The sequence below is a fragment of the Shinella kummerowiae genome (genome assembly GCF_009827055.1).
Classification (GTDB): domain Bacteria; phylum Pseudomonadota; class Alphaproteobacteria; order Rhizobiales; family Rhizobiaceae; genus Shinella; species Shinella kummerowiae.
Genome location: NZ_WUMK01000011.1, coordinates 50326 through 70421, shown reverse-complemented (window position 1 = coordinate 70421; position 20096 = coordinate 50326). Strand labels below are relative to the sequence as shown.

Annotated in this window: 22 protein-coding genes and 1 pseudogene; 7 read left to right on the top strand and 16 right to left on the bottom strand. The window is 62.9% G+C overall.

The window, feature by feature from the left end:
* Positions 1–3: 3 nt before the first annotated feature.
* The 5 genes and pseudogenes from GR138_RS25355 to GR138_RS25335 all read right to left on the bottom strand — a co-directional run bounded on the left by GR138_RS25355 (position 4) and on the right by GR138_RS25335 (position 4753).
* A complete protein-coding gene (locus tag GR138_RS25355) occupies positions 4–615 on the bottom strand; it encodes a LysE family translocator (RefSeq protein ID WP_160862065.1) in 612 nt (203 codons plus the stop codon).
* Complete coding sequence (locus GR138_RS25350; protein WP_202402846.1) at positions 612–1859, bottom strand: serine hydrolase domain-containing protein; 1248 nt, start codon at positions 1857–1859, stop codon at positions 612–614. The genes GR138_RS25355 and GR138_RS25350 overlap by 4 nt, the downstream gene beginning before the upstream one ends.
* 101 nt (positions 1860–1960) lie before the next feature.
* Positions 1961–2335, bottom strand: coding sequence for a hypothetical protein (locus tag GR138_RS25345; RefSeq protein WP_160862064.1), 375 nt, complete (start codon positions 2333–2335; stop codon positions 1961–1963).
* 10 nt (positions 2336–2345) lie between these two features.
* Positions 2346–3614 (bottom strand): annotated as a pseudogene (locus GR138_RS25340) (flavin-dependent oxidoreductase).
* On the bottom strand, positions 3611–4753 hold the full coding sequence (locus GR138_RS25335) for a DJ-1/PfpI family protein (protein WP_160862063.1): 1143 nt from the start codon (positions 4751–4753) through the stop codon (positions 3611–3613). Before GR138_RS25335 ends, GR138_RS25340 begins: the two are co-directional and overlap by 4 nt.
* Positions 4754–4841: 88 nt before the next feature.
* On the opposite strand from GR138_RS25335, the gene GR138_RS25330 reads away from it, so the two are divergent.
* Together GR138_RS25330 and GR138_RS25325 are read left to right on the top strand one after the other, a co-directional pair.
* Positions 4842–5813 (top strand): GlxA family transcriptional regulator, encoded by a 972-nt coding sequence (locus tag GR138_RS25330; RefSeq protein WP_160862062.1) that lies wholly within the window; start codon positions 4842–4844, stop codon positions 5811–5813.
* A gap of 25 nt (positions 5814–5838) precedes the next feature.
* Complete coding sequence (locus tag GR138_RS25325; protein WP_246200711.1) at positions 5839–6375, top strand: imm11 family protein; 537 nt, start codon at positions 5839–5841, stop codon at positions 6373–6375.
* 22 nt (positions 6376–6397) lie between these two features.
* Here the strand turns inward: GR138_RS25325 and GR138_RS25320 are convergent, their stop codons facing one another.
* The 3 genes from GR138_RS25320 to GR138_RS25310 all read right to left on the bottom strand — a co-directional run bounded on the left by GR138_RS25320 (position 6398) and on the right by GR138_RS25310 (position 7824).
* A complete protein-coding gene (locus tag GR138_RS25320) occupies positions 6398–6958 on the bottom strand; it encodes a dihydrofolate reductase family protein (protein WP_160862060.1) in 561 nt (186 codons plus the stop codon).
* A 48-nt stretch (positions 6959–7006) separates the two neighbouring features.
* Positions 7007–7159, bottom strand: a complete 153-nt coding sequence (locus tag GR138_RS25315) for an alpha/beta fold hydrolase (protein ID WP_420853721.1) — start codon at positions 7157–7159, stop codon at positions 7007–7009.
* Between the two features lie 197 nt (positions 7160–7356).
* Positions 7357–7824: a hypothetical protein gene (locus GR138_RS25310; RefSeq protein ID WP_160862059.1), complete on the bottom strand. Its 468-nt coding sequence runs from the start codon at positions 7822–7824 to the stop codon at positions 7357–7359.
* 185 nt (positions 7825–8009) lie between these two features.
* On the opposite strand from GR138_RS25310, the gene GR138_RS25305 reads away from it, so the two are divergent.
* Positions 8010–9266 carry a GGDEF domain-containing protein gene (locus GR138_RS25305; protein ID WP_160862058.1) on the top strand — a complete coding sequence of 419 codons (1257 nt, stop codon included), beginning with the start codon at positions 8010–8012 and terminating at the stop codon, positions 9264–9266.
* Positions 9267–9400: 134 nt separating this feature from the next.
* Here the strand turns inward: GR138_RS25305 and GR138_RS25300 are convergent, their stop codons facing one another.
* Complete coding sequence (locus tag GR138_RS25300; protein ID WP_160862057.1) at positions 9401–10012, bottom strand: glutathione S-transferase family protein; 612 nt, start codon at positions 10010–10012, stop codon at positions 9401–9403.
* Between the two features lie 94 nt (positions 10013–10106).
* On the opposite strand from GR138_RS25300, the gene GR138_RS25295 reads away from it, so the two are divergent.
* Positions 10107–10826, top strand: a complete 720-nt coding sequence (locus GR138_RS25295) for a helix-turn-helix transcriptional regulator (RefSeq protein WP_160862056.1) — start codon at positions 10107–10109, stop codon at positions 10824–10826.
* Positions 10827–10962: 136 nt separating this feature from the next.
* Here the strand turns inward: GR138_RS25295 and GR138_RS25290 are convergent, their stop codons facing one another.
* Positions 10963–11694 (bottom strand): SDR family oxidoreductase, encoded by a 732-nt coding sequence (locus GR138_RS25290; RefSeq protein ID WP_160862055.1) that lies wholly within the window; start codon positions 11692–11694, stop codon positions 10963–10965.
* A 53-nt stretch (positions 11695–11747) separates the two neighbouring features.
* Positions 11748–12200 (bottom strand): VOC family protein, encoded by a 453-nt coding sequence (locus GR138_RS25285; protein WP_160862054.1) that lies wholly within the window; start codon positions 12198–12200, stop codon positions 11748–11750.
* 398 nt (positions 12201–12598) lie between these two features.
* Between GR138_RS25285 and gcvA the strand changes: the two genes are divergently transcribed.
* A complete protein-coding gene (gene gcvA / locus GR138_RS25280) occupies positions 12599–13489 on the top strand; it encodes a transcriptional regulator GcvA (protein ID WP_160862053.1) in 891 nt (296 codons plus the stop codon).
* A 275-nt stretch (positions 13490–13764) separates the two neighbouring features.
* On the opposite strand, the gene GR138_RS25275 is transcribed toward gcvA, so the two are convergent.
* From GR138_RS25275 to GR138_RS25260, 4 genes are all read right to left on the bottom strand, one after another.
* A complete protein-coding gene (locus tag GR138_RS25275; RefSeq protein WP_160862052.1) occupies positions 13765–13926 on the bottom strand; it encodes a hypothetical protein in 162 nt (53 codons plus the stop codon).
* Positions 13923–14210 (bottom strand): hypothetical protein, encoded by a 288-nt coding sequence (locus GR138_RS25270; RefSeq protein ID WP_160862051.1) that lies wholly within the window; start codon positions 14208–14210, stop codon positions 13923–13925. The genes GR138_RS25275 and GR138_RS25270 overlap by 4 nt, the downstream gene beginning before the upstream one ends.
* Positions 14211–14261: 51 nt before the next feature.
* Positions 14262–14660, bottom strand: a complete 399-nt coding sequence (locus GR138_RS25265; RefSeq protein ID WP_160862050.1) for a hypothetical protein — start codon at positions 14658–14660, stop codon at positions 14262–14264.
* Between the two features lie 657 nt (positions 14661–15317).
* Entirely contained in the window at positions 15318–16115 is a 798-nt protein-coding gene (locus GR138_RS25260) for an ABC transporter permease (RefSeq protein ID WP_160862049.1), read from the bottom strand.
* 112 nt (positions 16116–16227) lie between these two features.
* Here GR138_RS25260 and GR138_RS25255 point away from each other — a divergent pair, with 112 nt between their 5' ends.
* Both GR138_RS25255 and GR138_RS25250 read left to right on the top strand, forming a co-directional pair.
* Positions 16228–18324, top strand: a complete 2097-nt coding sequence (locus GR138_RS25255) for a 4Fe-4S binding protein (RefSeq protein WP_160862048.1) — start codon at positions 16228–16230, stop codon at positions 18322–18324.
* Positions 18321–19196: an FAD:protein FMN transferase gene (locus GR138_RS25250; RefSeq protein ID WP_202402845.1), complete on the top strand. Its 876-nt coding sequence runs from the start codon at positions 18321–18323 to the stop codon at positions 19194–19196. The genes GR138_RS25255 and GR138_RS25250 overlap by 4 nt, the downstream gene beginning before the upstream one ends.
* Positions 19197–19198: 2 nt before the next feature.
* Here the strand turns inward: GR138_RS25250 and GR138_RS25245 are convergent, their stop codons facing one another.
* Positions 19199–20095 carry a transporter substrate-binding domain-containing protein gene (locus tag GR138_RS25245; RefSeq protein WP_202402844.1) on the bottom strand — a complete coding sequence of 299 codons (897 nt, stop codon included), beginning with the start codon at positions 20093–20095 and terminating at the stop codon, positions 19199–19201.
* Position 20096 lies beyond the last annotated feature (1 nt).

Here is a 20096-nt window from a genome sequence, read left to right as displayed (position 1 = left end):
CGGCTAACGGAACCGCGTAGAAGCAAGCCAGGCACCGCCCAATATCAACACCCCTCCCCCGATGCAGCCAATGGCGCGTCTTGCCGCCCCATCCAAGCGGCGCCCGATGTGCCCCGCGACAAGGGCATAGCTGCCGTCCGAGAGCACGCAAAAGACAATCGCGGTTCCTCCGAAGATCATTATCTGCCACAACTGACCGCGGCCAGGATCGATGAACTGCGGCAGGAGCGCGCCAAAGAACAAGAGCTGCTTCGGGTTGCTTAGCGACACAAGCAGGCCTTGCAGAAAGAACCCTCTTCGCGGCGATGCGGCCCCCGAATATTCGGACGTACCCTGATCGCGGATCATCTTCCAGCCGATCCAGCATAGATAGGCGGCGCCTGCCAGCCTGAGCCAATCGAACCAGCGACCAGCCAGCGCAATGAGGGACGCCAGACCCAGGCCGGATATCGTGATCATCACGGCGAGGCCGGCGATCGTCCCCCCAACATTCAGCAGACCGGCCCGGACACCATGGCGCATTCCGTTGGCGAGGATCATCATGTTGGTCGGCCCCGGCACGATGGTCGCGACAAGGCAGATGGCGGCATAGGCGAAGTAAGTTTCGAGCGTCATCCGGCGATCCTGCGCGCATCCTGCTCGAACCGGTTGAAGATCGTCACCGGCTTCGGCCCGTCGAACATGCGCTGCGTCAGGAGAATCGTCGTCAGCTGCCTGGCGGGATCGCTCTGCCACTTGGTGCCGAAGCCGCCGCTCCAGCCGATGGTGCCGGCCGGCCCTCCACCGGGCGTTTTATCCACGGCGACCGACATACCGTAACCCCAGCCCTGCCCCTCCTGAAGGATGATCTCGCCATCCTTGCGCTGCGTCCGCGTCAGGTGATCGCGCGTCATCGCAGCGACCGCCTCCGCGGACAATAACCGGCGCCCTTCATGCTCGCCGGCCGCCAGCAGCATGCGGACGAACGCCAGATAGTCGTCGGCCGTGGAGACCAGCCCACCGTCCCCCTGCTCGAAGGCAGGAGGCTTGCTCCAGCCACCGGTCGCCGGTTCGTCCCAGACTTCGAGCGAACCGTCTTTCGGCCGGTAGGCCGTCACCAGCCGCTCGATCTTGGCCTGCGGGACATGGAACGCGGTATCCTTCATGCCGAGCGGCCGGAAGATGCGTTCCTGAAGGAAATCGCCGAAGGATTCCCCCGCAGCGCGCGCGATCAGCACGCCGAGAATGTTCGAGGCGGTTGTGTAGAGCCACCGCTCGCCCGGCTGGGCGAAGAGCGGCAAGGTGGCAAGGCGTTTCAGCCATTCGTCTCCATCGTAGGGCATATGCGGGTCCGGCGGGCCGAAGCCGACGATGCCGAGCCGGGCGATGTCCTTCTGCACCGGATAGGTGCCCGGGGGAACGAGAAGCAGGCCGTATCCCGCGCGGAAGGTCAGCAGGTCCTCGACGGTTATGGCGCGCCTTGCCGGGACGGTATCGTCCACCGGACCGTCGAGGCTGCGCAGCACCTTGCGGTCGACAAGCTCGGGCAGGAGCCGGTCGACGGGCTCGTCGAGCTTCAGCTTTCCGTCGGCGACGAGCATCATCGTCGCGACCGTCGTTACCGGCTTGGTCATAGAGGCGATGCGGAAGATCGAGTCCCGCTGCATCGGCGGACCGTCGACAGCCATGCGGCCAAGGACGATGGTTCGCACGTCCTTGCCCTGCGCCAAGAGGCCGACCAGCCCCGGTGCATGCCCGGCCTCCAGAGCCTCCTCAAGATGCGCCTCCATCTCGTTTTCGGTCGCCTGCGACCACGCCGCGCCGGGCAGCGCCACCGCGGCGCCCAGCAAACCGAGCGTTTCCCGCCGATTGATCGTCATGTCCTGTTCTCCTCGTGGTTCACGATGTTTCGATGAGAAAAGACGAACTACATTGGCACCATCCGACATTGTGGACCACGCTTTCGTCTTTCCGGCAGGGCTTAGCCCGCGCGTCGTTGTCGCCAAGCTTTCCAGGCGGCGAAAATTCCGGCCGGCAGGACAAGGAGAAGCAGGGCATGGAACGCGATATCGCCACGCGTCTGCGGCCCCACCCCGACCGAGATCGTGAATGCGCCGACCAGCGTGCCGAGAAGCGCGAAGAACTGAACGGAAAGGGCCACGACCGCCGCATGCCCCGGCCGGATCAGGCATGCCAGCACGCCGACGGCGAGTACAGCCCCAATCACACCCTCGGCCACCATGGCGCGCGCATGCTCGAAACCGGAAACAAGGATACCGGCATGGACCAGCGAAGCGGCCACGAAGAGGGCCGTCTCGACGAGAAGGAAAAGAAGATGTTGTGTCCGGTCATACATGGTTCCACCTTTACGATCGTTCGGACTTTTCCGCTTCGGCCTCGCCTTGCGGATTGCCCGAGGCAAACCCCGCAAGGCTCGCATAGCCGCGCACGACCTGCTCGCGTTCCTCATAGGATGCGACCGCATCGATATCGTCGAAACCGTCCGGCGCGCGCGCCTCGACGAGATCGATCACGCCTTCCGGCCCGCCCCCGCGGTTCGACAGGACGATCTGCGATGTAAGCGGACGGCGCTCCATATCGTAAGCGCTGAGCGCAGCCTCGACCGACATATGGGTTCGCAGATGCTCCGCCAGCGCGCGGGCGTCGAGAATAGCCTGGCTCGCGCCGTTCGAGCCCACCGGATACATCGGGTGGGCGGCGTCTCCCAACAGGGTAACGCGCCCGAACGACCAGCGCGGCAGCGGCTCCCGGTCGCAGTTGGGATATTCGTAGAAGGCGCCGGTGGCGCGGATGATCTCCACTGGATCGACGTAATCCAGGCGGAAACGATCCCGCACGAAGGGCAGGACCTGTGCGAGGTCCCCCGGACGGCTCCAGTCCGCCAGGGTGAAGTGACCCGCCTGTGGCGCGGAACTGCGGGCCATCACGGCCCAGTTGGTGACGCGCATGGCCGGACTATCAGGGTCCTCGCCGATCGGGTAGAAAACGAATTTGGCATGGTTGCCGCCGGCGATCGCCATGGTGCGGCCGTCCCGCCACGCCGGCCAGCGTGTGGCACCGCGCCACAGCATGACACCGTTCCAGGTGGGCGTGCCTTCCGCGGGATAAAGCGCTGCGCGCACGGTCGAATGAATGCCGTCGGCGCCGATCAGCAGGTCACCCTCGGCCTGCACGGTGCGTCCGCCTTCGGACAGGTGAACGGTCATGCCCTGGCCCTCTTGCGCAAAGCCGTCCACGCGGCATCCCGTGCGGATGCTCGCCGGCCCCAGCCGCTCGATCACCGCTTGGTGGATAAGGCCCAACAGCCTGCCGCGATGGATGCTGAACTGCGGCACGGCATGGCCGGCCTCGATCCCGCGCAGTTCCCGCCAGACGACCTGGCTGAACCGGTTCGCATAGATCAATTCGCGCGTGCGGATTCCCGCCGCGTCAAGTGCGTCCATCAGCCCGAGTTCGGCCAGAAGGCCGACGGCGTGCGGCAGCATGTTGATGCCGACACCCAGTTCACGCACCGCCTAGGCACGCTCGAATATCCCCACGTCGATCCCCGCCCGGTGCAGGAAGAGGGCCGCGGTCAACCCGCCGATGCCGGCGCCTGCGATCAATGCCTTCATGGTCCTGATCCCCGTTGCGGGTATTCGAGCTGCATGGCGACGACATCGGCGGTGTCCCGACCATGGCGAGCGGCGATCTCCTGCAACGCGCCGTCCAAGGCCTTGGCCGGCTGTTCGTCCACGCTCAGCCGCTGGCCGGGCCAGGTATTGGCGATCTTGTCCGGAAGGACACGCACGCCGTTGCGCGTCGTCACGGCTCCCGACGAAGCCGCAAACAATTCCACACTCGAACGGTAGGTGCGCGACCAGGCATCGGCCACCAGCGCGAGCGAGACCTCATCCATTCCCGGCTCAAGGGCGATGCCGAACCGATCCCGGCTCCAGAAGGCAAGGCGGTTGCGCAGCACGGTCTTGGCAAAGGGGCGGGTCAGGCGGAAGGCACCGCTGTCATGGCGGGAATCCCAACTGCCCAGCCCCAGATCGCCCGCAATCGCTTCCGCCTTGCCGCGGCCGGCAATCGCCTCGATCAAGGTGAGCACCATCGGCATCGAGGCCGTGATGCCCGTGGTAGTCGCGACGCCCCGGTCCACCACCATGCGCCCGTCCGGCACATAGCGGATCGAAGGATGCCGCTTGAGCAGATTCTCGAGATAGTACCAATGGGTGGTCGCCCGCCGACCGTCGAGCAGCCCGGCGGCGGCGACAATCTTCGCCCCGGCGCAGACCGCGACGACAACGGCCCCACCCTCCGCCTGCCTGCGCAGCCAGGCCGTGACGAGCGGGTCCTCGTCGTGGCTCATCGCCGGAACGATCACATAATCGGCTCCCTCAGGATGGAGCGCGTCGAACGCCTCGATCGTCGCTTCGGCCTCGACGGTCAGCGCCGGATAGAGTTTGACCGGACCGGCCTCGGTCGAAAGAGTCACCACGTCGGCGATATCAGCACGGCGCAGGATGCCCACGGGCATCAAATAGTCCGTTGTCTCCGTGGCATCGTTGATGCCGACGACAGCAACAAGCGGCCTGGCCCGCTTCGGCGGCTTCAGCGCCGCCAGCATGGCATCCGTTTCCGCCAGCGGGATGGCCGGCGGCGCAAAGGTGACAGGTGCGGCCGGTAAGGTCGCCAACCAAAGGCCGAAGCCCGCCAGCGGCAGGACGACGAGCGCCAGGCCGGCGAGGAGAAGATAGCGCGTGAACATACGGCGCTCCGATCCGGTATTGCAGCAACCGTCAGGGTATCGGCCCTCTGCTCTGGCGGAAATGACATAAACAGCGTATTTTCCGCCAATGCACCGCCTCGCCTTCATCGTCTATCCCGGCTTCGAGCTTCTCGACACGTCCGGGCCGATCTCGGTCTTCACCGGCGCCAACCGCGCTCTGGGCGTGAGTGGCAAGCCGCCATTCTATGCCATCGACCTGATATCGGCGGCGGGAGGACCGGTGACGAGCAGCAGCGGCGTTGCCGTCCACACGCAAAGCCTCGAAGAGCGATCCCGGGAGGCGGTTGATACGCTTCTCGTCGCCGGCGCGGAGAGCGAGCATCTGCTGCCGGTTCTGGCCGATTCCGTCTGGGCGGCCTGGGTTCCGGACCTCGCCCGCAAGGCGCGACGGTTCGGCTCGGTCTGTTCGGGCGCCATTATCCTTGCGCGGCTCGGCCTGCTCGACGGGCATCGTGTCGCCACCCACTGGGATGCCTGCACGCCGCTGGCCGCAACCTTTCCCGCCGTCACCGTCGACCCGGATGCGCTCTATGTCGTCGACGGCCGGCTGTGGACCTCCGCCGGCGTGACCACCGGCATCGACATGGCGCTCGCCATGGTCGCGCAGGATCTGTCGGCCGACATTGCCGGCGCGGTCGCCAAGCGGCTCGTGCTCTATGCACGCCGCCCCGGCTATCAGTCGCAGTTCAGCCCGCTGCTCCAGGCGCAGGTGAAGGCCGATAGCCCCTTCGCGGACCTGATCGCCTGGATATTGGCAAACCTCGGCTCGCCGCTGGAGGTCCCCAGACTGGCAGAGCGCGCCGGGCTCAGCGAGCGGACGTTCCATCGCAAATTCGTTGCAGCAACCGGCCAAACCCCGGCGCGCTTCGTCGAAACGGCCCGCCTCGATGCCGCCCGCATGCTGCTCTGCCGTGGGCTTTCCCTGAAATCGGTGGCGGTCGAGGTCGGGCTCTCGCCGGCGACACGCTTCTGCGAAGCCTTCGAACGCCGCTTCGGCATCGCCCCACGGCTGTTTCGCGAAATGCACGCGGAGTTCTGACCATCAGGAGGACCAGGCTATGTCCATGACGATCTATACGTTCGCCGTCCTTGAAAACCAGGAATGGATTTTCCCGGTCGACAACGAGGACTTCGAAACCTTCCTTGCGATGGATGGACGAGTGATCCGCGATTGGGCTGCCCCCGTCATGAGGATAGTGAGGGCGGAGGATGGGGCCAAGAAACCGAGCTACTCCGATTTCCCCTGGCTGGGCGAGCATGCGCCCATTCTGAGGAAACCCGCCGTCGACGCGCTGGCGCCGGTTCTGACCCTCTACGGGCAGCTCCTGCCGCTGAAAGGCGAGGAGGTCTGGCTGTTCAACGTCACCACCATCCTCGACGCCCTCGACACGGAAAAATCGAGCATCATCTATTTCGACGACGGGGACATCCTCGATATCGAACGATATGTGTTCAAGGAGGAGGTCATCGGAACCGCAGAGATATTCAAGCTACGGAAACGCGCTTCGCCGGTCTATGTCAGCGACAGCTTCGTCGCGAAGGTCCGCGACGCCGGGCTGCGCGGCGTCTCGTTCACACCGGTCTGGACATCCCAAGAATAAGCGCCGCGGCAAGCGCGTGCTATCAGGAATAGTGCGGCCTACCGTCAGGCGCGTAGTCAAGCACAACGACTTCCTCATCGAGAATGCGATGATCCCTGAGCTTGAACTTTTGGTCAGGCATGCCCCGGAAGAATGGCTCGACGCCCGACTGCGGCAGGATCAGCGGACAATAGATCAGGCGGAGGCGGTCCAGCAGACCTGCCGCGAGCAACTGCCGGACGATGGACAGGCTCCCCATCGTGCGGATTTCAGGACCTTCGCCCGCGCGCTCCGCGCGAAGCGTATCGAGAAATCTGGACCCCAGCACCGTCAGGCCCGGCCAGGTCACGCGGCTGAGCGTGGAGGAAACGACCCAGCCCGGATTTTCGGTCATCCGGCGATAGCCGTCATCTTGATAGGCCGCGGGTATGCTGCTCAACGCATCGAGGGTCTTGCGACCGATCAACGTGCGATGGGTCTGCGCGTTTTTTTTTGCCAGCCACGCCATGAATTCGGGTCCGGTGTAACCGTAATAAGCTGGCGATTTCTCGCCGCGCGCCGCGCCGTCGATCGTCAGCATGATTTCACAAACGATTTCAGTCATTGCTCGTCCTTTCCAAAGCAGATCTACAAACGGACCGGGCGCCGCCCGTCAGGCGTAGTGGCGAGCAAGAAACTTGCGCACCAGCGGCAGCGCCGTGTCGAAATGGGTTTCCAAACGCCAGTGGCCGGCCCCTTCAAGCAGATGCAGTTCCGCATCGGGCAGGTCGCGGTGATAGGTGCGCGCGGACGAGGCTGCCCGCAAGTCGCGTTGAATATACCAACTGGTGCGCTCGGCCCAAACGACAGAACGTGCAGGATTTCTGCCACGACATGATGCGCTCGCGCGACACGCGAGGTGAGCGAGATCGTATAAGGAGGACGTTTTTCCTAAAGCTGGCGAAGCACCCGCACGAGATCGATGTAGCCAGACGACCGCAGCAGTGGCGATCCATGCGTCAACTAGTCCATAAGCGTCTGCTGATGGGCGATCATGATCGCTCCGAGGTGCTTTCGGACATAGGCCGAGCCGCAGAACGCCTTATATGGGGGGCTGTCACCCCTGCGCGCGATTGCAGCGTATGCGAGGAAAACAAAACCTCCAGCATCGGCGAGTTGGCGGTTGCACATGTCGACGTGGTCCCAGCGGGGAGCGTCGCGCAGGCTGTCGAGGATTGCAGAACGGTCAAGAATTCCCATCCCCGGGAAAATCATGCGCGCGCCCTCGTGAAGATGCGCCTCGTACACGGAAATGCCTTCAAGCCAGAGCCGACGCTCTAGCTCCCAGATCGGATCTTCATCCATCGCCGCCTCCCTTGCGGACAGATAAGCCCCGGCCTTGCTATTCAAATGGGAAAATAGGGCACCGCTGTCGCGTTGCAACCGCTCGCCGAGCGGCGATGCAGTGCGCAGGATCGCATGCTGCGCCACGCACGCATGCCCTTCCTTGGCCTAGCTGAACGCGCCGTCCGCGATATCGGCAAAATGTTCTGACGTGGAACAACCAGCAGATCGCGCAGTGCGATGCTACATCCAGCGTTAAGCTTGTGAGGCCATTTTTACGCGAGACCGTCCGTCGTTCTTGCTTCAAACAGACATGAGCCTAAATCAATGCTATGGACCCTCTCAAGACAATAGGAACGTCAAGGAAGGATGGGATATCCGCACTTCAACCGCCGAAATCCTCCGTTGTCGATGAAGTCGATCGCCTTCTTGCCGGGCGTACGCGCGATATTCGCTTGAATCCTGAGCTTTCCAGTATTTTTCGCCTGCGATCGTGGCCTCAGACATCGAAGATCATCCGCGCGTGGATGATCTGGGTCGTCGTACTCGACGTTCTCACGCTAGCGGTCAACGCGATCCTTCTGCCATCTGAAGTCGTGGCCGCCATGCTTAAGCCGGCCTTGATCCTCCCGCCGGCCGCGCTTGCTACGGCGGCTGTATTTCTAAAGCCGCGCACGCGCTGGATCGAGGGCACCGCTATCCATCTTGGCGTGTTTCTCATCTTGCTATCGGTAGCTCTGGTCGGCGTAGCGGCAGCTGGTGAATATTATGAGCGCCACCTGACAATCATGCTGTTCGTTGCGGCGAGCGCAATCATAGTCTTCCCGGTTCCACTCGAATGGACGATCTCGATCGTGCTGGCGGCGATCGGCCTTTTTCTCGTGCTGCAACTGCAAAACCCGCATGTCTCGCAAGGAAGCGCACTCGCGGGAACGCACTTCTTCGCGAGCGGCGTTGGGGCGACGGTCGTAGCTCGCCGCACTGCAAACATCCTCAGCCACAAAACGTTTCTGCTCGAATTGCGCGACCGCGCGCGCCTGGCCGATCTGACGGACGCCAATGGGCGATTGGAACTACTTGCCAGGACCGATGCGCTGACAGGGATCGCAAATCGCCGTTGGATGATGGAAGCGCTTCATCGGGTCGGAATCAACGAGCTTGAGCAGGCAGAAGCGGTGGCGATCCTGATGTGCGACATTGATCACTTCAAGCAGCTCAATGACAGCCTTGGCCATGCGGAAGGTGACCGCTGCCTTGTAAAGGTGGCCGGTATTATCCAAAGCAGTTTGCGCGATGAGCGCGACCAAGTTGCCCGTTACGGCGGTGAAGAGTTTCTTGTTCTTCTTCGAGGAGCCGACGAACAGGAGGCGGCAAAGATCGCGGAGCAAATTCGAAGCCGCGTCGAGGCCGCCTCGCTCCCTAACCCTCGGTCGAGCGTTGCTCCATACGTTACCGTCAGCATCGGGGTCTCTATCCTTGAAAAGGGCGACAATATCGTTTCCTCGGAAACACTGCAGCAATGGGCGGACGCAGCCCTCTACGAAGCAAAGACGAGTGGGCGCAACCGGGTGGTCACATACAAACCTTAGTGCCAGGCGGCGCTTGCCTGCGAATGAAAGTCCGGCCGCCCCACCCGCGTCGCGACCATCCCGGATGCAGACTTAAGCTGATCGTGGTTCAAGCGATGAGCGTTTGCGGATAGGTCGCCGTCCAGTGCCAGCGATCAGGCTGCAGCCATGGTGCGGGCATCGTAGTCGGCGGTCCATTGCAGCGACGGCCGCTCCCCGCACCGCTTAACCCAGGACCGGACCACATCGCTGTCCGGCGTCGCCGCGGGGTACCAGGCAAAGGGCGAATGCAGCAGCAGATCGACAGCCGTGTATCGCTCCCCCATCAGATACGGGCTATCCGTGAGTGCGGTTTCGAGGCGTGCCGCCAGTTCCGCCGGGCCGCGGAAGGTAGAATCCAGAAATTGATGCGAGATCCCGGCTGCCTGTGCGATCAGCACCGGCTCGACGACGCCGGCATACCAGGCGAGCCAGCTTAGATACCGACCACGCTGCGGGTCGCCGGCAACCGGCGCCATCTTCTTTTCCGGGAAGAGATTCGTCAGGTACTGGATGATCGCGATGCTCTCCCAGATCACCACGCCGTCGTGAACGAGCAGCGGCACCTTGCCTTCCGGATGTGGGTTCCTCGGATCCTTGCGGCCGCTGCCGTCGCCGCGGGTGATGTCGACAATCTCGATCGCGACCTTGTCGAGGGCTTCGAGTTCGCGAAGCAGGGTGACGATACGCGACGAGCGCGAGCGGGGGGAATGAAACAGCGTCAGCATGGTCTGGATCCTCGGTTGCGTTTGGCAATGCTGATCTTGTACAGTCGGCCAACTGCCATTTTCCGTCAGTAGGCTTCATCTACCTTCCACAGTCATGGCCCGTAGTGATCGTCTGTTTCGCCTGCTCCAGGCGCTTCGCACTCTCCCCTCCCCGGTGACGGCCGCGCGCCTTGCCGAGGAGACCGGCGTATCGTTGCGTTCTCTCTACAGGGACATCGACTGCCTGCGCGCCGCAGGTGCCGTCATCGACGGCGAGCGCGGCTTCGGATACCGGCTGACGGAAGACATCGCCTTGCCGCCGCAGACATTTACACGGCTTGAAATCGAAGCCCTGGTGCTCGGCCTTGCCGAGGTGCAGCATATGGGTGAGCCGGCTCTGGCGGCAGCCGCAGCTGCCGTGCTTTCGAAGGTCACGGCAACGCTGCCTGATCGGCTACAGCGCCAGGCACTGCACGCCGCATCGCAGGTCTATCGCTTCGAACGCCGCGATCCGCCGTTTATCGATGTCGGCCTTCTGCGCGAGGCCTGCTGGCAGGAGCGCGCTGTGGTGATCGGTTACGTCGATGCTGAGCAGCAGCGAACCGACCGGCAGGTGCTGCCGCTGGCGATCGTGTATCTGGAGCGGATGCTGGTGCTGCTCGCTTGGTGCTGCCTGCGCCAGGATTTCCGCAAGTTCCGTGTCGACCGGATCGCCGATATCCGAATGACGGAGGAGAGTTTCCGTCCACGCCGGGTGCCCATGCTCAGGGATTTCGTCGCCTATTTGAACGCCGGCGCGCCCGCGGCGTCGAAGATGACCTTGAGCAGTCAGTAACCGGGAAGGGACGAGCGAACATGCCGCCGTTGCGGTAGGGCCACCGGGAGCCGGGGGTGTTGTCAATCTCACGCTCCTCCTGCGTCAAGGCGAGTATGTCACGTTAGATTGCTGGCGCGGCGGGGTCGCCTCCCTGTCAAAGAAGGCTCTGGCCGCCATCGATGTGAAGGGTCTGGCCGGTGGTAAAATCGCTTTCCATCGTGTGAATATAGGCAGGCGCGATATCGGCCGGCGTTGCAATGCGACCAACGGGCAGGCGGGCGGCCATACCGTCGAAGTACCCGGCCTTCGCCTCGCCAGCCAATGCGTCGAACATGGGGGTGTCCACCCAGCCCGGTGATACGACGTTCACGCGGGTTGGCGCCAGTTCAAGCGACAGCGCATGGGCCAGATAACTGAATGAACCGGCAATCGCCGCGACGACCGCGCCTCCCGGGACGGGCGGCTTGTCCTTGTTGATGCCCGAAGTGAACGTCATGGACCCACCGCGCGTCAATCGGCGCGCCGCGTGTTTTGCAAGAAGAACGGCGCCGACAAACTTGTTCTCGATGAAGTCGCGAACGACATCGATGTCCGTCTGATCGATCGGATCGCCCGGTGGAGGCGACCCGGCCGTCGAGACGAGATGATCGAACGCGCCCACGGCATCGAAAAGCCGGGCGATCTCGCGCTCCTGCGTCATGTCGGCAGCAAGGGCGGTAACACGATCCTCAGCGGCAAGTGTCTCTCGCGCCGCCTTCAGCCTCTCCATTGAGCGACCGACGATGACCACCTGTGCCCCGGCTTTCACCGCGGCGGAGGCAACGCCGAGACCGATACCCGAACTGCCGCCGACGATAACAACTCTCTTGCCCATAAGCGGTGCCATTGGGTTCTCCATATTCTGCGTTGAAGATAATTTTTCCGGGGAAGCGGAACGCGTCAGCCGCGATAGGCGTGCTCGAGATCGGCGATGACGATCTTCTTCATTTTGTACATGGCCTGCATCACGCGGCTGGCCTTCTCTTGGTCGGGATCGGCGAGCATGCGTAAGAGTACCCGCGGCGTGACCTGCCAGTAAACCCCGAACCGGTCGGTCAACCATCCGCAGGGCTGCTCCTTGCCGCCATCGGCGATAAGGGCGTTCCAATAATAGTCCGTCTCCGCCTGATCTGCGGTTTCGACGAGGAAGGAGAAGGCTTCGTTGTAGGGCACCCGCGAGTTGGCGTTCAAAGCCGCAACCGGCAAACCGGCCAGCGTGAACCGAACGACGGACAGTTCAGGATCGGGCAATAGGATGCGTTCGATGACCGTGGACCCATTGAAGACCGACAGGTAGAACGCCATGGCCTCCTCGGCCTGGCCCTGGAACCAGAGATGAGGATAGATCTTCATTTGCCTTCTCCTTGGCTGGCGGTCGCAGACCGGGGGCGGATTGTCCCGCCCCAGTCGCGTTCGAAGCCGATGTCATCCAGACGGCGGGCCGAAAGGCGCGCGATACGCCGCATGGCAAGGTGAAGGTGAACCGCATCCATTGACCGGGCCGCCAGGCGTGCGACGAACGCGAACAACGATGTCAGCGCCTCTCGGGCATCGGGCGCGGAAACCGGCACAAGGCTGCGGCACGGAGCGTCGCAAGTGTGAATGATACTCACAGCGTTTTTCCTTCTCAAATCGCGCCCCCGGGGAGCAGCCGTTGAATTCAAATCCATGAGGAAAAACCTGCGGCAAAACCGGCTGGACGACAAACGAGTAATCGTCGATGATTTGTGATCAATGCTCACAGGTGTTCGATGGCCCGCAAACTTCCTCCGCTGACGACGTTGCCAGCCTTCGATGCTGCTGCCCGACATTTGAGCTTCACCCGGGCGGCCGCGGAATTGAACCTGACGCACGGGGCGATCAGCCGAGCCGTGCGCAATCTCGAGGAGATGCTGGGCGTCCGGCTTTTCGAGCGCGGCACCCGTTCTGTCCGGCTGACTCGGGAGGGGGTGGCCTACGCCGCCGAAATCGGCGCGGCGCTGGACCGCGTGGGTATCGCGACCATTGCAGCGACGGCCTCGAGATCAGCCGGTGTCCTCAATGTCAGCACCTCGGACGGCTTTGCAGGTCGGTGGCTTGTACCCCGCCTTCACAGGTTTCACCGTATCCACCGTGAAATCGATGTGCGTCTTTCGACGTCCGGGACGCTCACCGATTTCATCCGCGATGGCATCGACATCGCAATCCGCTACGGCGAGGGCAATTATGACAAGGTCGTATCGGAACTTCTGGCGGAAGAAGATGTCAGCCCCGTCTGCAGCCCGGAACTCCTGAAGGCAGACCGCCCGCTACGCAGCCCGGAGGACCTCCGGCACCACAGGCTCATTCACGACAATTTCCGTATCGACTGGGCGACTTGGCACCAGGCCGCCGGCCTGTATGGCATCGACCACACCGCCGGCATAAAATTCGAATCCGCCGCCTATGCCGTGGAGGCCGCGGTGCAGGGTGAAGGCGTGCTTCTCGGCAGGAGCGCGCTCGTATCGGCGGACCTTGCAGCGGGACGTCTGGTGCGGCCCTTCGACCTTGCTCTCAAATCGCGCTGGAGCTACTACGTCGTCTATCCGGAAAGCGCGCTGCGGCACCAGAAAATCAGGGCGTTCCGGGACTGGCTGTTCAGCGAGATGGCGGCAGGTCAGTAGCACCCATACGTTGTGCAACGCATCGGTGAGAGCCGGCCGGACAGGGTAATTGTCGAGGTGAACGAGGGCTTCCTCTTGAAGGAGTATCGCTTCCCCTTGCGAGCGGCCAAAATGTGCCAGGCGGTCGCGTGCTTTATCTGTCGCTGCGGAACACGGCTTTCCTTGGCCGCACGCCATCGCTGCGGGTAAGCTCCCTCGACATCCCCCAACACTTTGCGCTAGCTCGGCAACGCGTCGCCGGCGACCAAATAGGACTATCGGTGCGTGGCGTGTCCTCATGGATTTCGTTCGACGTCTCCTCCAGGCTGCGCCGACATCGGCTGGTTCAGTTCAGCGGGGGTCAATCGCTCGAACGCATTCTGTTCAGGGCGAAACGCCCAGACCAGCGTGATCGAGAGAGCGACGAGGAGGACCGACAGCGTCAAGCGACCGGTCATATAGCGTCTCCTTTCGTCGCCCCGCCCTCGTTTTCCCACACCTGAAGACCTGTATCGTCCGCGGCTTGGCGCGGATGATACGCTCTGTGTTCGAGACCATGCAGCATGAAGGACGGTTCAATGAGGCCGGCCTTGAACTGACCGATCACGAACATCGCGGCGGAGCGACTGCGCTTCGTCTCCGCTCCTCCTCCGGCAAGCCGGTAACCCGAACGCTTCAGAATGTCGCGAAGCATTCTTATGTCTGCGGCATCCATATATTGTTCTTGATAGATGGAAGACATGCCACCCTCCTTTCGCATTGGGTGGTTTGTGCGCGTCTTGCACTCTGCCTGTCAGTGGATAGATTTATGGTGCGAGGCGGGTTTCAGCGCTCCACCTTCATTCTCCCATTCCTGCAGATCATTTTCACCAGATCGCAAGTGCACGCTGATCGGACGGAAGCCCGCCCTGGGAACAAGCGGCAGGCCTTGTATGGCATACCGCGGCAGTAGGGAGGCAAAGAGGACCTTGTACTTCATGGGGCGACCGAAACACTGTTCCAGATGCTCCGCCAGAGCATGCGGCGCGACTTCGCCGGAGAGGACCAGCTGCATCAGCAATTTGGTGGCCGTATTGAATTTTTGCCGATCTTCGGCAAGGACATCGGGACTGTAGCCCGCAATGCGCAGCACGGACCGGATCATTTCCATCTCGCGCAATGAGATTTCAGGCGTTCTCGTATCGGAAGACATGTCGTCCTCCTTGGATTGGGGCCAGGGTAACCAACCCTCACACAGCAGTGCCCGGAACCATGGCTGCTGAAGAAACCAGTGTGAGCCCCCTCCGCACCATTAGCAAGGTAAATCAGAGATGCTGCCTCTGAGGGCAGTAAAATCATCCCATGTTGAGGAGACACACTGGCGGCCATGACGCACGATTAGCCCCGAAGGAGAGGCAGAGTAATCTCTGTTGAATAACGATCGGAATTGACCCAGTTTTTCATTTGGCATCGCCCCATCTAAAGCGACGCAAAGGCTTGGGATCGAAAGTAGTTTTATTGCTGCGCGTGGATCACGATAAACTGACAAACTGGGTCAAATTCTGGAAATATCCAACAACTGGGCAACAAGCGCAAAGAGTTTTGGCCAGACGCCGAAGGCTGTTTCGACCGTAGCTTGGAGAAGCTCTCCAAGCATTTTGATAGTTTGAGACAGATTAAAGCGATATGCAGCGACGAGAAGGTGGTTGCGTGCCGAACGTTTTTGGCTCCGCGAATGATTTGCTCTTGAACGGGATCGAACCGAAGACCAGAAGCCAACGTCAGTTCTCGTGGAAAACCGTGCCGGATCAATCGGTCGTAGATATCGCCACGGCATCGACACCCAGGCATTGATGGGGATCGAGCAATCTCAGGCTACACCATTTCGGAAGCCACTGTCGGTCGCTTTCCAGCGAATAGATCGCGCTTCCCACGGCTGAACGAGCCCGTGCTCCACGATCAGCATGACACCCACGAAAGCTAGAGAATACGCGATCACATGCGCGGTTTGGAATTGCTGGAAATAGAGGTGAATGCGAAAGCCGATGCCGTTGGACCGGCCGAGGAATTCGACGACGAGGACGATCTTCCAGATGACGGCGATCCCGTTGCGCGCGGCGACGGCCAGCCATGGTGCGAGTTGCGGCAGGATGAGATGCCGAAGCCGCTCCTGGGGCGAAAGACAGGCAACGAATGCCAGGTCGTCGAGGGCCGGGTCGAAGGACGTCACGCCCTGGCGCACGGTGACCATGACCATTGCCGTCTTGTTGAGGGTCACCGCGACGATCGCCGCTAGCTCGTTGAGGCCGATCCACAGATAGCAGAGCACGATCAGAACCAGCGCCGGCAGGTTCATGAAGATCGTCACCCACGGATCGGCCCAGCGGTTGAGCGCCCTGTGGCGGCCGAGCAGGAAACCCAGCAGCGAGCCCGCCGCCATGGCAAGCCCGAACGAGACCGCCACGCGCAAGAGTGTCGCCATCAGTTCTTTCGGCAAGCGTCCGGCAACCGTTTCAGACCAGAAGACACGCGCGACCTCGACAGGCCCCGGCAGGACGGTCGGGTCGGCCTTCAGCATGGCGAGTGTTGCCCAGAACAGCCCGAACAGGCCGAGTGAAAGAAGGAACACGCTCCCCTGCAAGCGATCGTCGAGGCTCTTCTCAGACATGCGAATTCTCCCGAACCGAATATAGCCGCCACGGTTGCCACCCGATCCGCGACCTTGGTCGTATGGCGGCCTTTCGCCTGGCGCGTAGAGATCGGGTTGGGAGGATCGCGGCATGAGACGACGCTTTGCCCTGCTGAGCTTTCTCGTTTTCAGCCTGCTCGCCTGCGCCGGGATGGCGGGCGCAGCACCGCTCGATCGCGATGCGCTTGCAGGCCTGATCGTGCCGCCCTACGCGCTCGGCGAGCCGGTGAATGAAAAGGGCGTGTGGACGCTGCTGAATTCCGGTGGCGCGGAGGCGGGTTACGTTTTCGAGACCGGTCCGCTGGCGCCGCTTCCGGGCTTTTCCGGCGCTCCCATCAACATGCTCGTGACGATCGACCGCGATGGCCGCTTTCTCGATGTGCGCCTTATTGCCCACAACGAGCCGATCTTCGTTTCCGGCCTGGGCGAAGCGCCGCTGCGCGCATTCCTCGAACAATATCGCGGCCATTCGATCCGGGAAGCGCTCGTTGTCGGCACGCCGTATGGCGAGGCCGGCGGCGGCTCCGATCTCGTCTATCTCGACGGGGTGACGAAAGCCACGGCCTCCGTTCGCATCGCGCACGAGTCGATCCTCGCCGCAACGCTCGCCGTCGCGCGCGAGAAGATGCAGGGCGTGGCGAGCGGCCCGCCGGTGCACCCCGATCCATCGATAGACGAGACATTCGACTGGGCGGAACTGGTCAAGCGAGGGTTGGCCCGGAACCTGAAGGTAACCAACGCCGAACTCGACGACGGCTTCAAGACGACGATCTGGGCGCGCGACGATCCCGAGGCGGCGGATGATCCGCAAGGCCTGTTCCTCGATCTGTGGGTGGTCGACATCGGTCCGCCGTCCATCGCCCGGGCCGTCCTGAGCGAGGAGAGTTTCGCCGATCTTCAACGCCTGCTGCGCGTATCGCCGGACGACGAGCCCATGCTCATCATCGATGGCGGCCGCCACGGGCTGGTGTCGGCGGATTTCGTGCGCAACACGGCGCCGGACCGGCTTGCGGCCGTGCAGGACGGCCTGCCGGTCGCCCTTCGCGATGCCGACATGATGGTCGAGACGCGGCGGGATGTGCCGCAGGGCACGACGATGGTCCTGAGGATCGACCGGCGCCTCGGTTTCGACCCCACGCGCGACTGGATACTCTCCGCCCAGGCCGTGCGCGCCCACGGCATGCTGAAGCCGGAAATGGGCTCGGTCCATTTTCCGCTCGACTTGAAGGCCGACCCCGCTTTCTTCCTGCGCCCGCAAACGTCAAAGGCGCTGCCACCCTGGCAGGCCGCGATCGTCGATCGAAAATGGGACGTTGCCGGGCTTGGCATCCTGCTTGCGGGATTGATCGGCGCAGTCGGCCCCGGCATGCACCGGCTCGCCGCGCCGACGTTGCTGCGCCCGGCACGGCTGGCCTTTCTGGGCCTGATGATCGGCTTCGTGGGCTGGTGGGGCCAGGGCCAGCTTTCGATCGTTACGCCACTCGCGGCACTTCGGGCCGCAAATAGCGGCGGCAGCCTGGCGGTCCTGCTCTACGATCCCTTCTCCCTCATGGTCTGGGGCGCCTCCATCCTTGGATTTGTCTTGTGGGGACGCGGCCTGTTCTGCGGATGGCTCTGCCCGTTCGGCGCCATGCAGGAATTCGCCCATCATGCCGGCCGCCTGCTTCGGCTGCCGCAATGGAACCCCTCACCGATCTGGGACAGACGGTTGAAGGCTGGCGCATGGATTTCGCTCGCCGGCCTGGTCGCCGTCACCTTTCTCGCACCCGAAAAGATTGAAACCGCAGCCGAGATCGAGCCCTTCAAGACGGCGGTCACCACGCTCTTCCAGCGCGAATGGTACTACGTCGCCTATGCCGTCTTCTGGCTGCTCCTCGCAGCAACGACCTTCAAGGGTTTCTGCCGCTATGTCTGCCCTCTCGGCGCGGTCATGGCGCTCGGCGGCCTGTTGCGCACCCGCTCCTGGATACCCCGCCGCGCCGAATGCGGCTCGCCCTGCCAGCTCTGCCGCGTGCGCTGCCCCTACGGCGCCATCCGCAAGACGGGCGAGATCGCCTACAGCGAATGTTTCCAATGTCTCGACTGCGTTTCGATCCACGACGACGCGCAGCAATGCGTGCCGTTGGTGCTGGCGCAACGAAAGCGCCCGCCGATTCAGGCGCTTGCCAAGGTGGAGGCATCAGCATGAAGCGACGGCGGTTCCTGTTCATCGCCGCGGCGGCTGCGTTTTCCGGCGCCGCGCGCGCTGAAAACACGACCTGGCAGACAGACATGCTTGGCGGCACGGTACGGGTGGATCTGCGCGGCACGCGCGGCCTTGCGCAGGATATTGTCGGACGGATCGGCAGCACGATTGCCGAAGTCGAGGCAGCGGCCAGCCTGTTCAAAACCGGTTCCGCCCTCAGCAGGCTGAATGCCGCAGGCCATCTGGACGATCCGCCGCCAGCCCTTCTCGATCTCCTACGCCTCGCCAACCACGTCCATCAGGCAACGGCCGGTCGTTTCGACCCGACGGTGCAGCCCCTCTGGCGCGCGCTTGCCCAAGCACGCGACGTCACCGAAGCACAGGCCGCGATCGGCTGGGAGCGGGTGCGCATCGAACCATCCATCCAGCTTGCTCACGGCCAAGCGCTGACCTTGAACGGCATCGCGCAGGGCTACGCGGCTGATCGGGTCCGCCGCCTGCTGCTGGAAGAAGGCTATGCGCAGGCCTTCGTGGACATGGGGGAGTTTGCCGCCATTGGCGGCCCGTTCAGCGTAGCCGTCGAAGATCCTGCCCTAGGCCAGATCGCCACGCGGCGCCTCGCCGGCAACGCCATTGCGACCTCAAGCCCTTCGGCCATGATGCTCGGCACGGGCTTCCATATTCTGGGACCCCGTGGTGAGCGCCCCTGCTGGTCGACTATCTCGGTGGAGGCAGAAAGTGCCGCCATGGCGGACGGCTTTTCGACCGCCTTCTGCCTGATGACACGCGATGAAATCCGCGCGACCCTGCGCCGTGTTCCCGGCATCACGCGCGTCACCGCGGTCGATGAGGCCGGCGATGTTTCAACCTTCTGAGCCTATCGTTCGGGCGGCGTGAAGGTCAGGCCATGCGCCTCGAAAACACGCGAGATTTCCCCGCTGGCAAGCGCCTTTTCGATTGCCTCGTCGACGGCATAGGCGAGGTCCTTGTGCTGGAAATTCACACCCACGCCAATCGTCCAGCTGCCACGCGCGAAGCCGACAAGCGGCGGAGAATGGACCTTCAGCCCGGCATCCGGATGGCGCACGAGACCGGATTCCAGCTCCGCGCGAGGCCCCATCGCCGCCTTGGTGTCGCCGTCCGCCAGGCCGTCCATCGCCGCTGCGGTCGAGCGATAACGGTGGATCTTGTCGACCGGGCCGATCAGGGACGTGAGGTAAAAGTCAGAGATCGCGTCGTTTTCGACCGCCACCGCATCGAACCGGAAGAAGGGCGGGGTCGGCGCCTTCTCTTCGTAGTCGGACGCACGATAGGCGATGGCGATGCTTTCCTTGGCGTATTTCCCGGTAAAACTCACCTGCTCGATGCGGCAGACGAGCGCGCTGTCATAGGGCACATGCAGCATCACGTCGCTGACCCGCCCACCGACGGCGGCGCCCTTCCAGACATAATTCAACAGATCGGCTTCGAGATTCTCGCCGGCCGCGACAAGGCGGAACTTCGCCTCGACGCCGAGGGCCTTCGCAACCAGACGGCCGATCTCGATATCCACGCCGACCGCCTTGCCCTTCTTTTCATAGGACCACGGGGCATAGTTCTCGTAGACGGCGAACTCGATCCAGCCGTCTTCGATGATCCGGTCGAATTCGCGCCCGACATCCTGCGCGAAAGTGTTCTGCGGCTTGGCCTGGGGCACATAGTCCTCGCAGCGCGCGAAGGCGCCCCCCGGAAGGGCGACGCCGAGGACCATGGCCAGAAATGCACGGCGCAACATG

Excerpts from the sequence above, each read along its gene's own strand:
- GR138_RS25265 (WP_160862050.1), bottom strand. The coding sequence starts at position 14,660 with ATGTCTTCCGATACGAGAACGCCTGAAATCTCATTGCGCGAGATGGAA.
- GR138_RS25355 (WP_160862065.1), bottom strand. The coding sequence starts at position 615 with ATGACGCTCGAAACTTACTTCGCCTATGCCGCCATCTGCCTTGTCGCG.
- GR138_RS25320 (WP_160862060.1), bottom strand. The coding sequence starts at position 6,958 with ATGACTGAAATCGTTTGTGAAATCATGCTGACGATCGACGGCGCGGCG.
- GR138_RS25285 (WP_160862054.1), bottom strand. The coding sequence starts at position 12,200 with ATGAAGATCTATCCTCATCTCTGGTTCCAGGGCCAGGCCGAGGAGGCC.
- GR138_RS25270 (WP_160862051.1), bottom strand. The coding sequence starts at position 14,210 with ATGTCTTCCATCTATCAAGAACAATATATGGATGCCGCAGACATAAGA.
- GR138_RS25255 (WP_160862048.1), top strand. The coding sequence starts at position 16,228 with ATGAGACGACGCTTTGCCCTGCTGAGCTTTCTCGTTTTCAGCCTGCTC.
- GR138_RS25250 (WP_202402845.1), top strand. The coding sequence starts at position 18,321 with ATGAAGCGACGGCGGTTCCTGTTCATCGCCGCGGCGGCTGCGTTTTCC.
- GR138_RS25330 (WP_160862062.1), top strand. The coding sequence starts at position 4,842 with ATGCACCGCCTCGCCTTCATCGTCTATCCCGGCTTCGAGCTTCTCGAC.
- GR138_RS25345 (WP_160862064.1), bottom strand. The coding sequence starts at position 2,335 with ATGTATGACCGGACACAACATCTTCTTTTCCTTCTCGTCGAGACGGCC.
- GR138_RS25275 (WP_160862052.1), bottom strand. The coding sequence starts at position 13,926 with ATGACCGGTCGCTTGACGCTGTCGGTCCTCCTCGTCGCTCTCTCGATC.
- GR138_RS25300 (WP_160862057.1), bottom strand. The coding sequence starts at position 10,012 with ATGCTGACGCTGTTTCATTCCCCCCGCTCGCGCTCGTCGCGTATCGTC.
- GR138_RS25350 (WP_202402846.1), bottom strand. The coding sequence starts at position 1,859 with ATGACGATCAATCGGCGGGAAACGCTCGGTTTGCTGGGCGCCGCGGTG.
- GR138_RS25260 (WP_160862049.1), bottom strand. The coding sequence starts at position 16,115 with ATGTCTGAGAAGAGCCTCGACGATCGCTTGCAGGGGAGCGTGTTCCTT.
- GR138_RS25245 (WP_202402844.1), bottom strand. The coding sequence starts at position 20,095 with ATGTTGCGCCGTGCATTTCTGGCCATGGTCCTCGGCGTCGCCCTTCCG.
- GR138_RS25325 (WP_246200711.1), top strand. The coding sequence starts at position 5,839 with ATGACGATCTATACGTTCGCCGTCCTTGAAAACCAGGAATGGATTTTC.
- gcvA (WP_160862053.1), top strand. The coding sequence starts at position 12,599 with ATGGCCCGCAAACTTCCTCCGCTGACGACGTTGCCAGCCTTCGATGCT.
- GR138_RS25295 (WP_160862056.1), top strand. The coding sequence starts at position 10,107 with ATGGCCCGTAGTGATCGTCTGTTTCGCCTGCTCCAGGCGCTTCGCACT.
- GR138_RS25305 (WP_160862058.1), top strand. The coding sequence starts at position 8,010 with ATGGACCCTCTCAAGACAATAGGAACGTCAAGGAAGGATGGGATATCC.
- GR138_RS25335 (WP_160862063.1), bottom strand. The coding sequence starts at position 4,753 with ATGTTCACGCGCTATCTTCTCCTCGCCGGCCTGGCGCTCGTCGTCCTG.
- GR138_RS25290 (WP_160862055.1), bottom strand. The coding sequence starts at position 11,694 with ATGGCACCGCTTATGGGCAAGAGAGTTGTTATCGTCGGCGGCAGTTCG.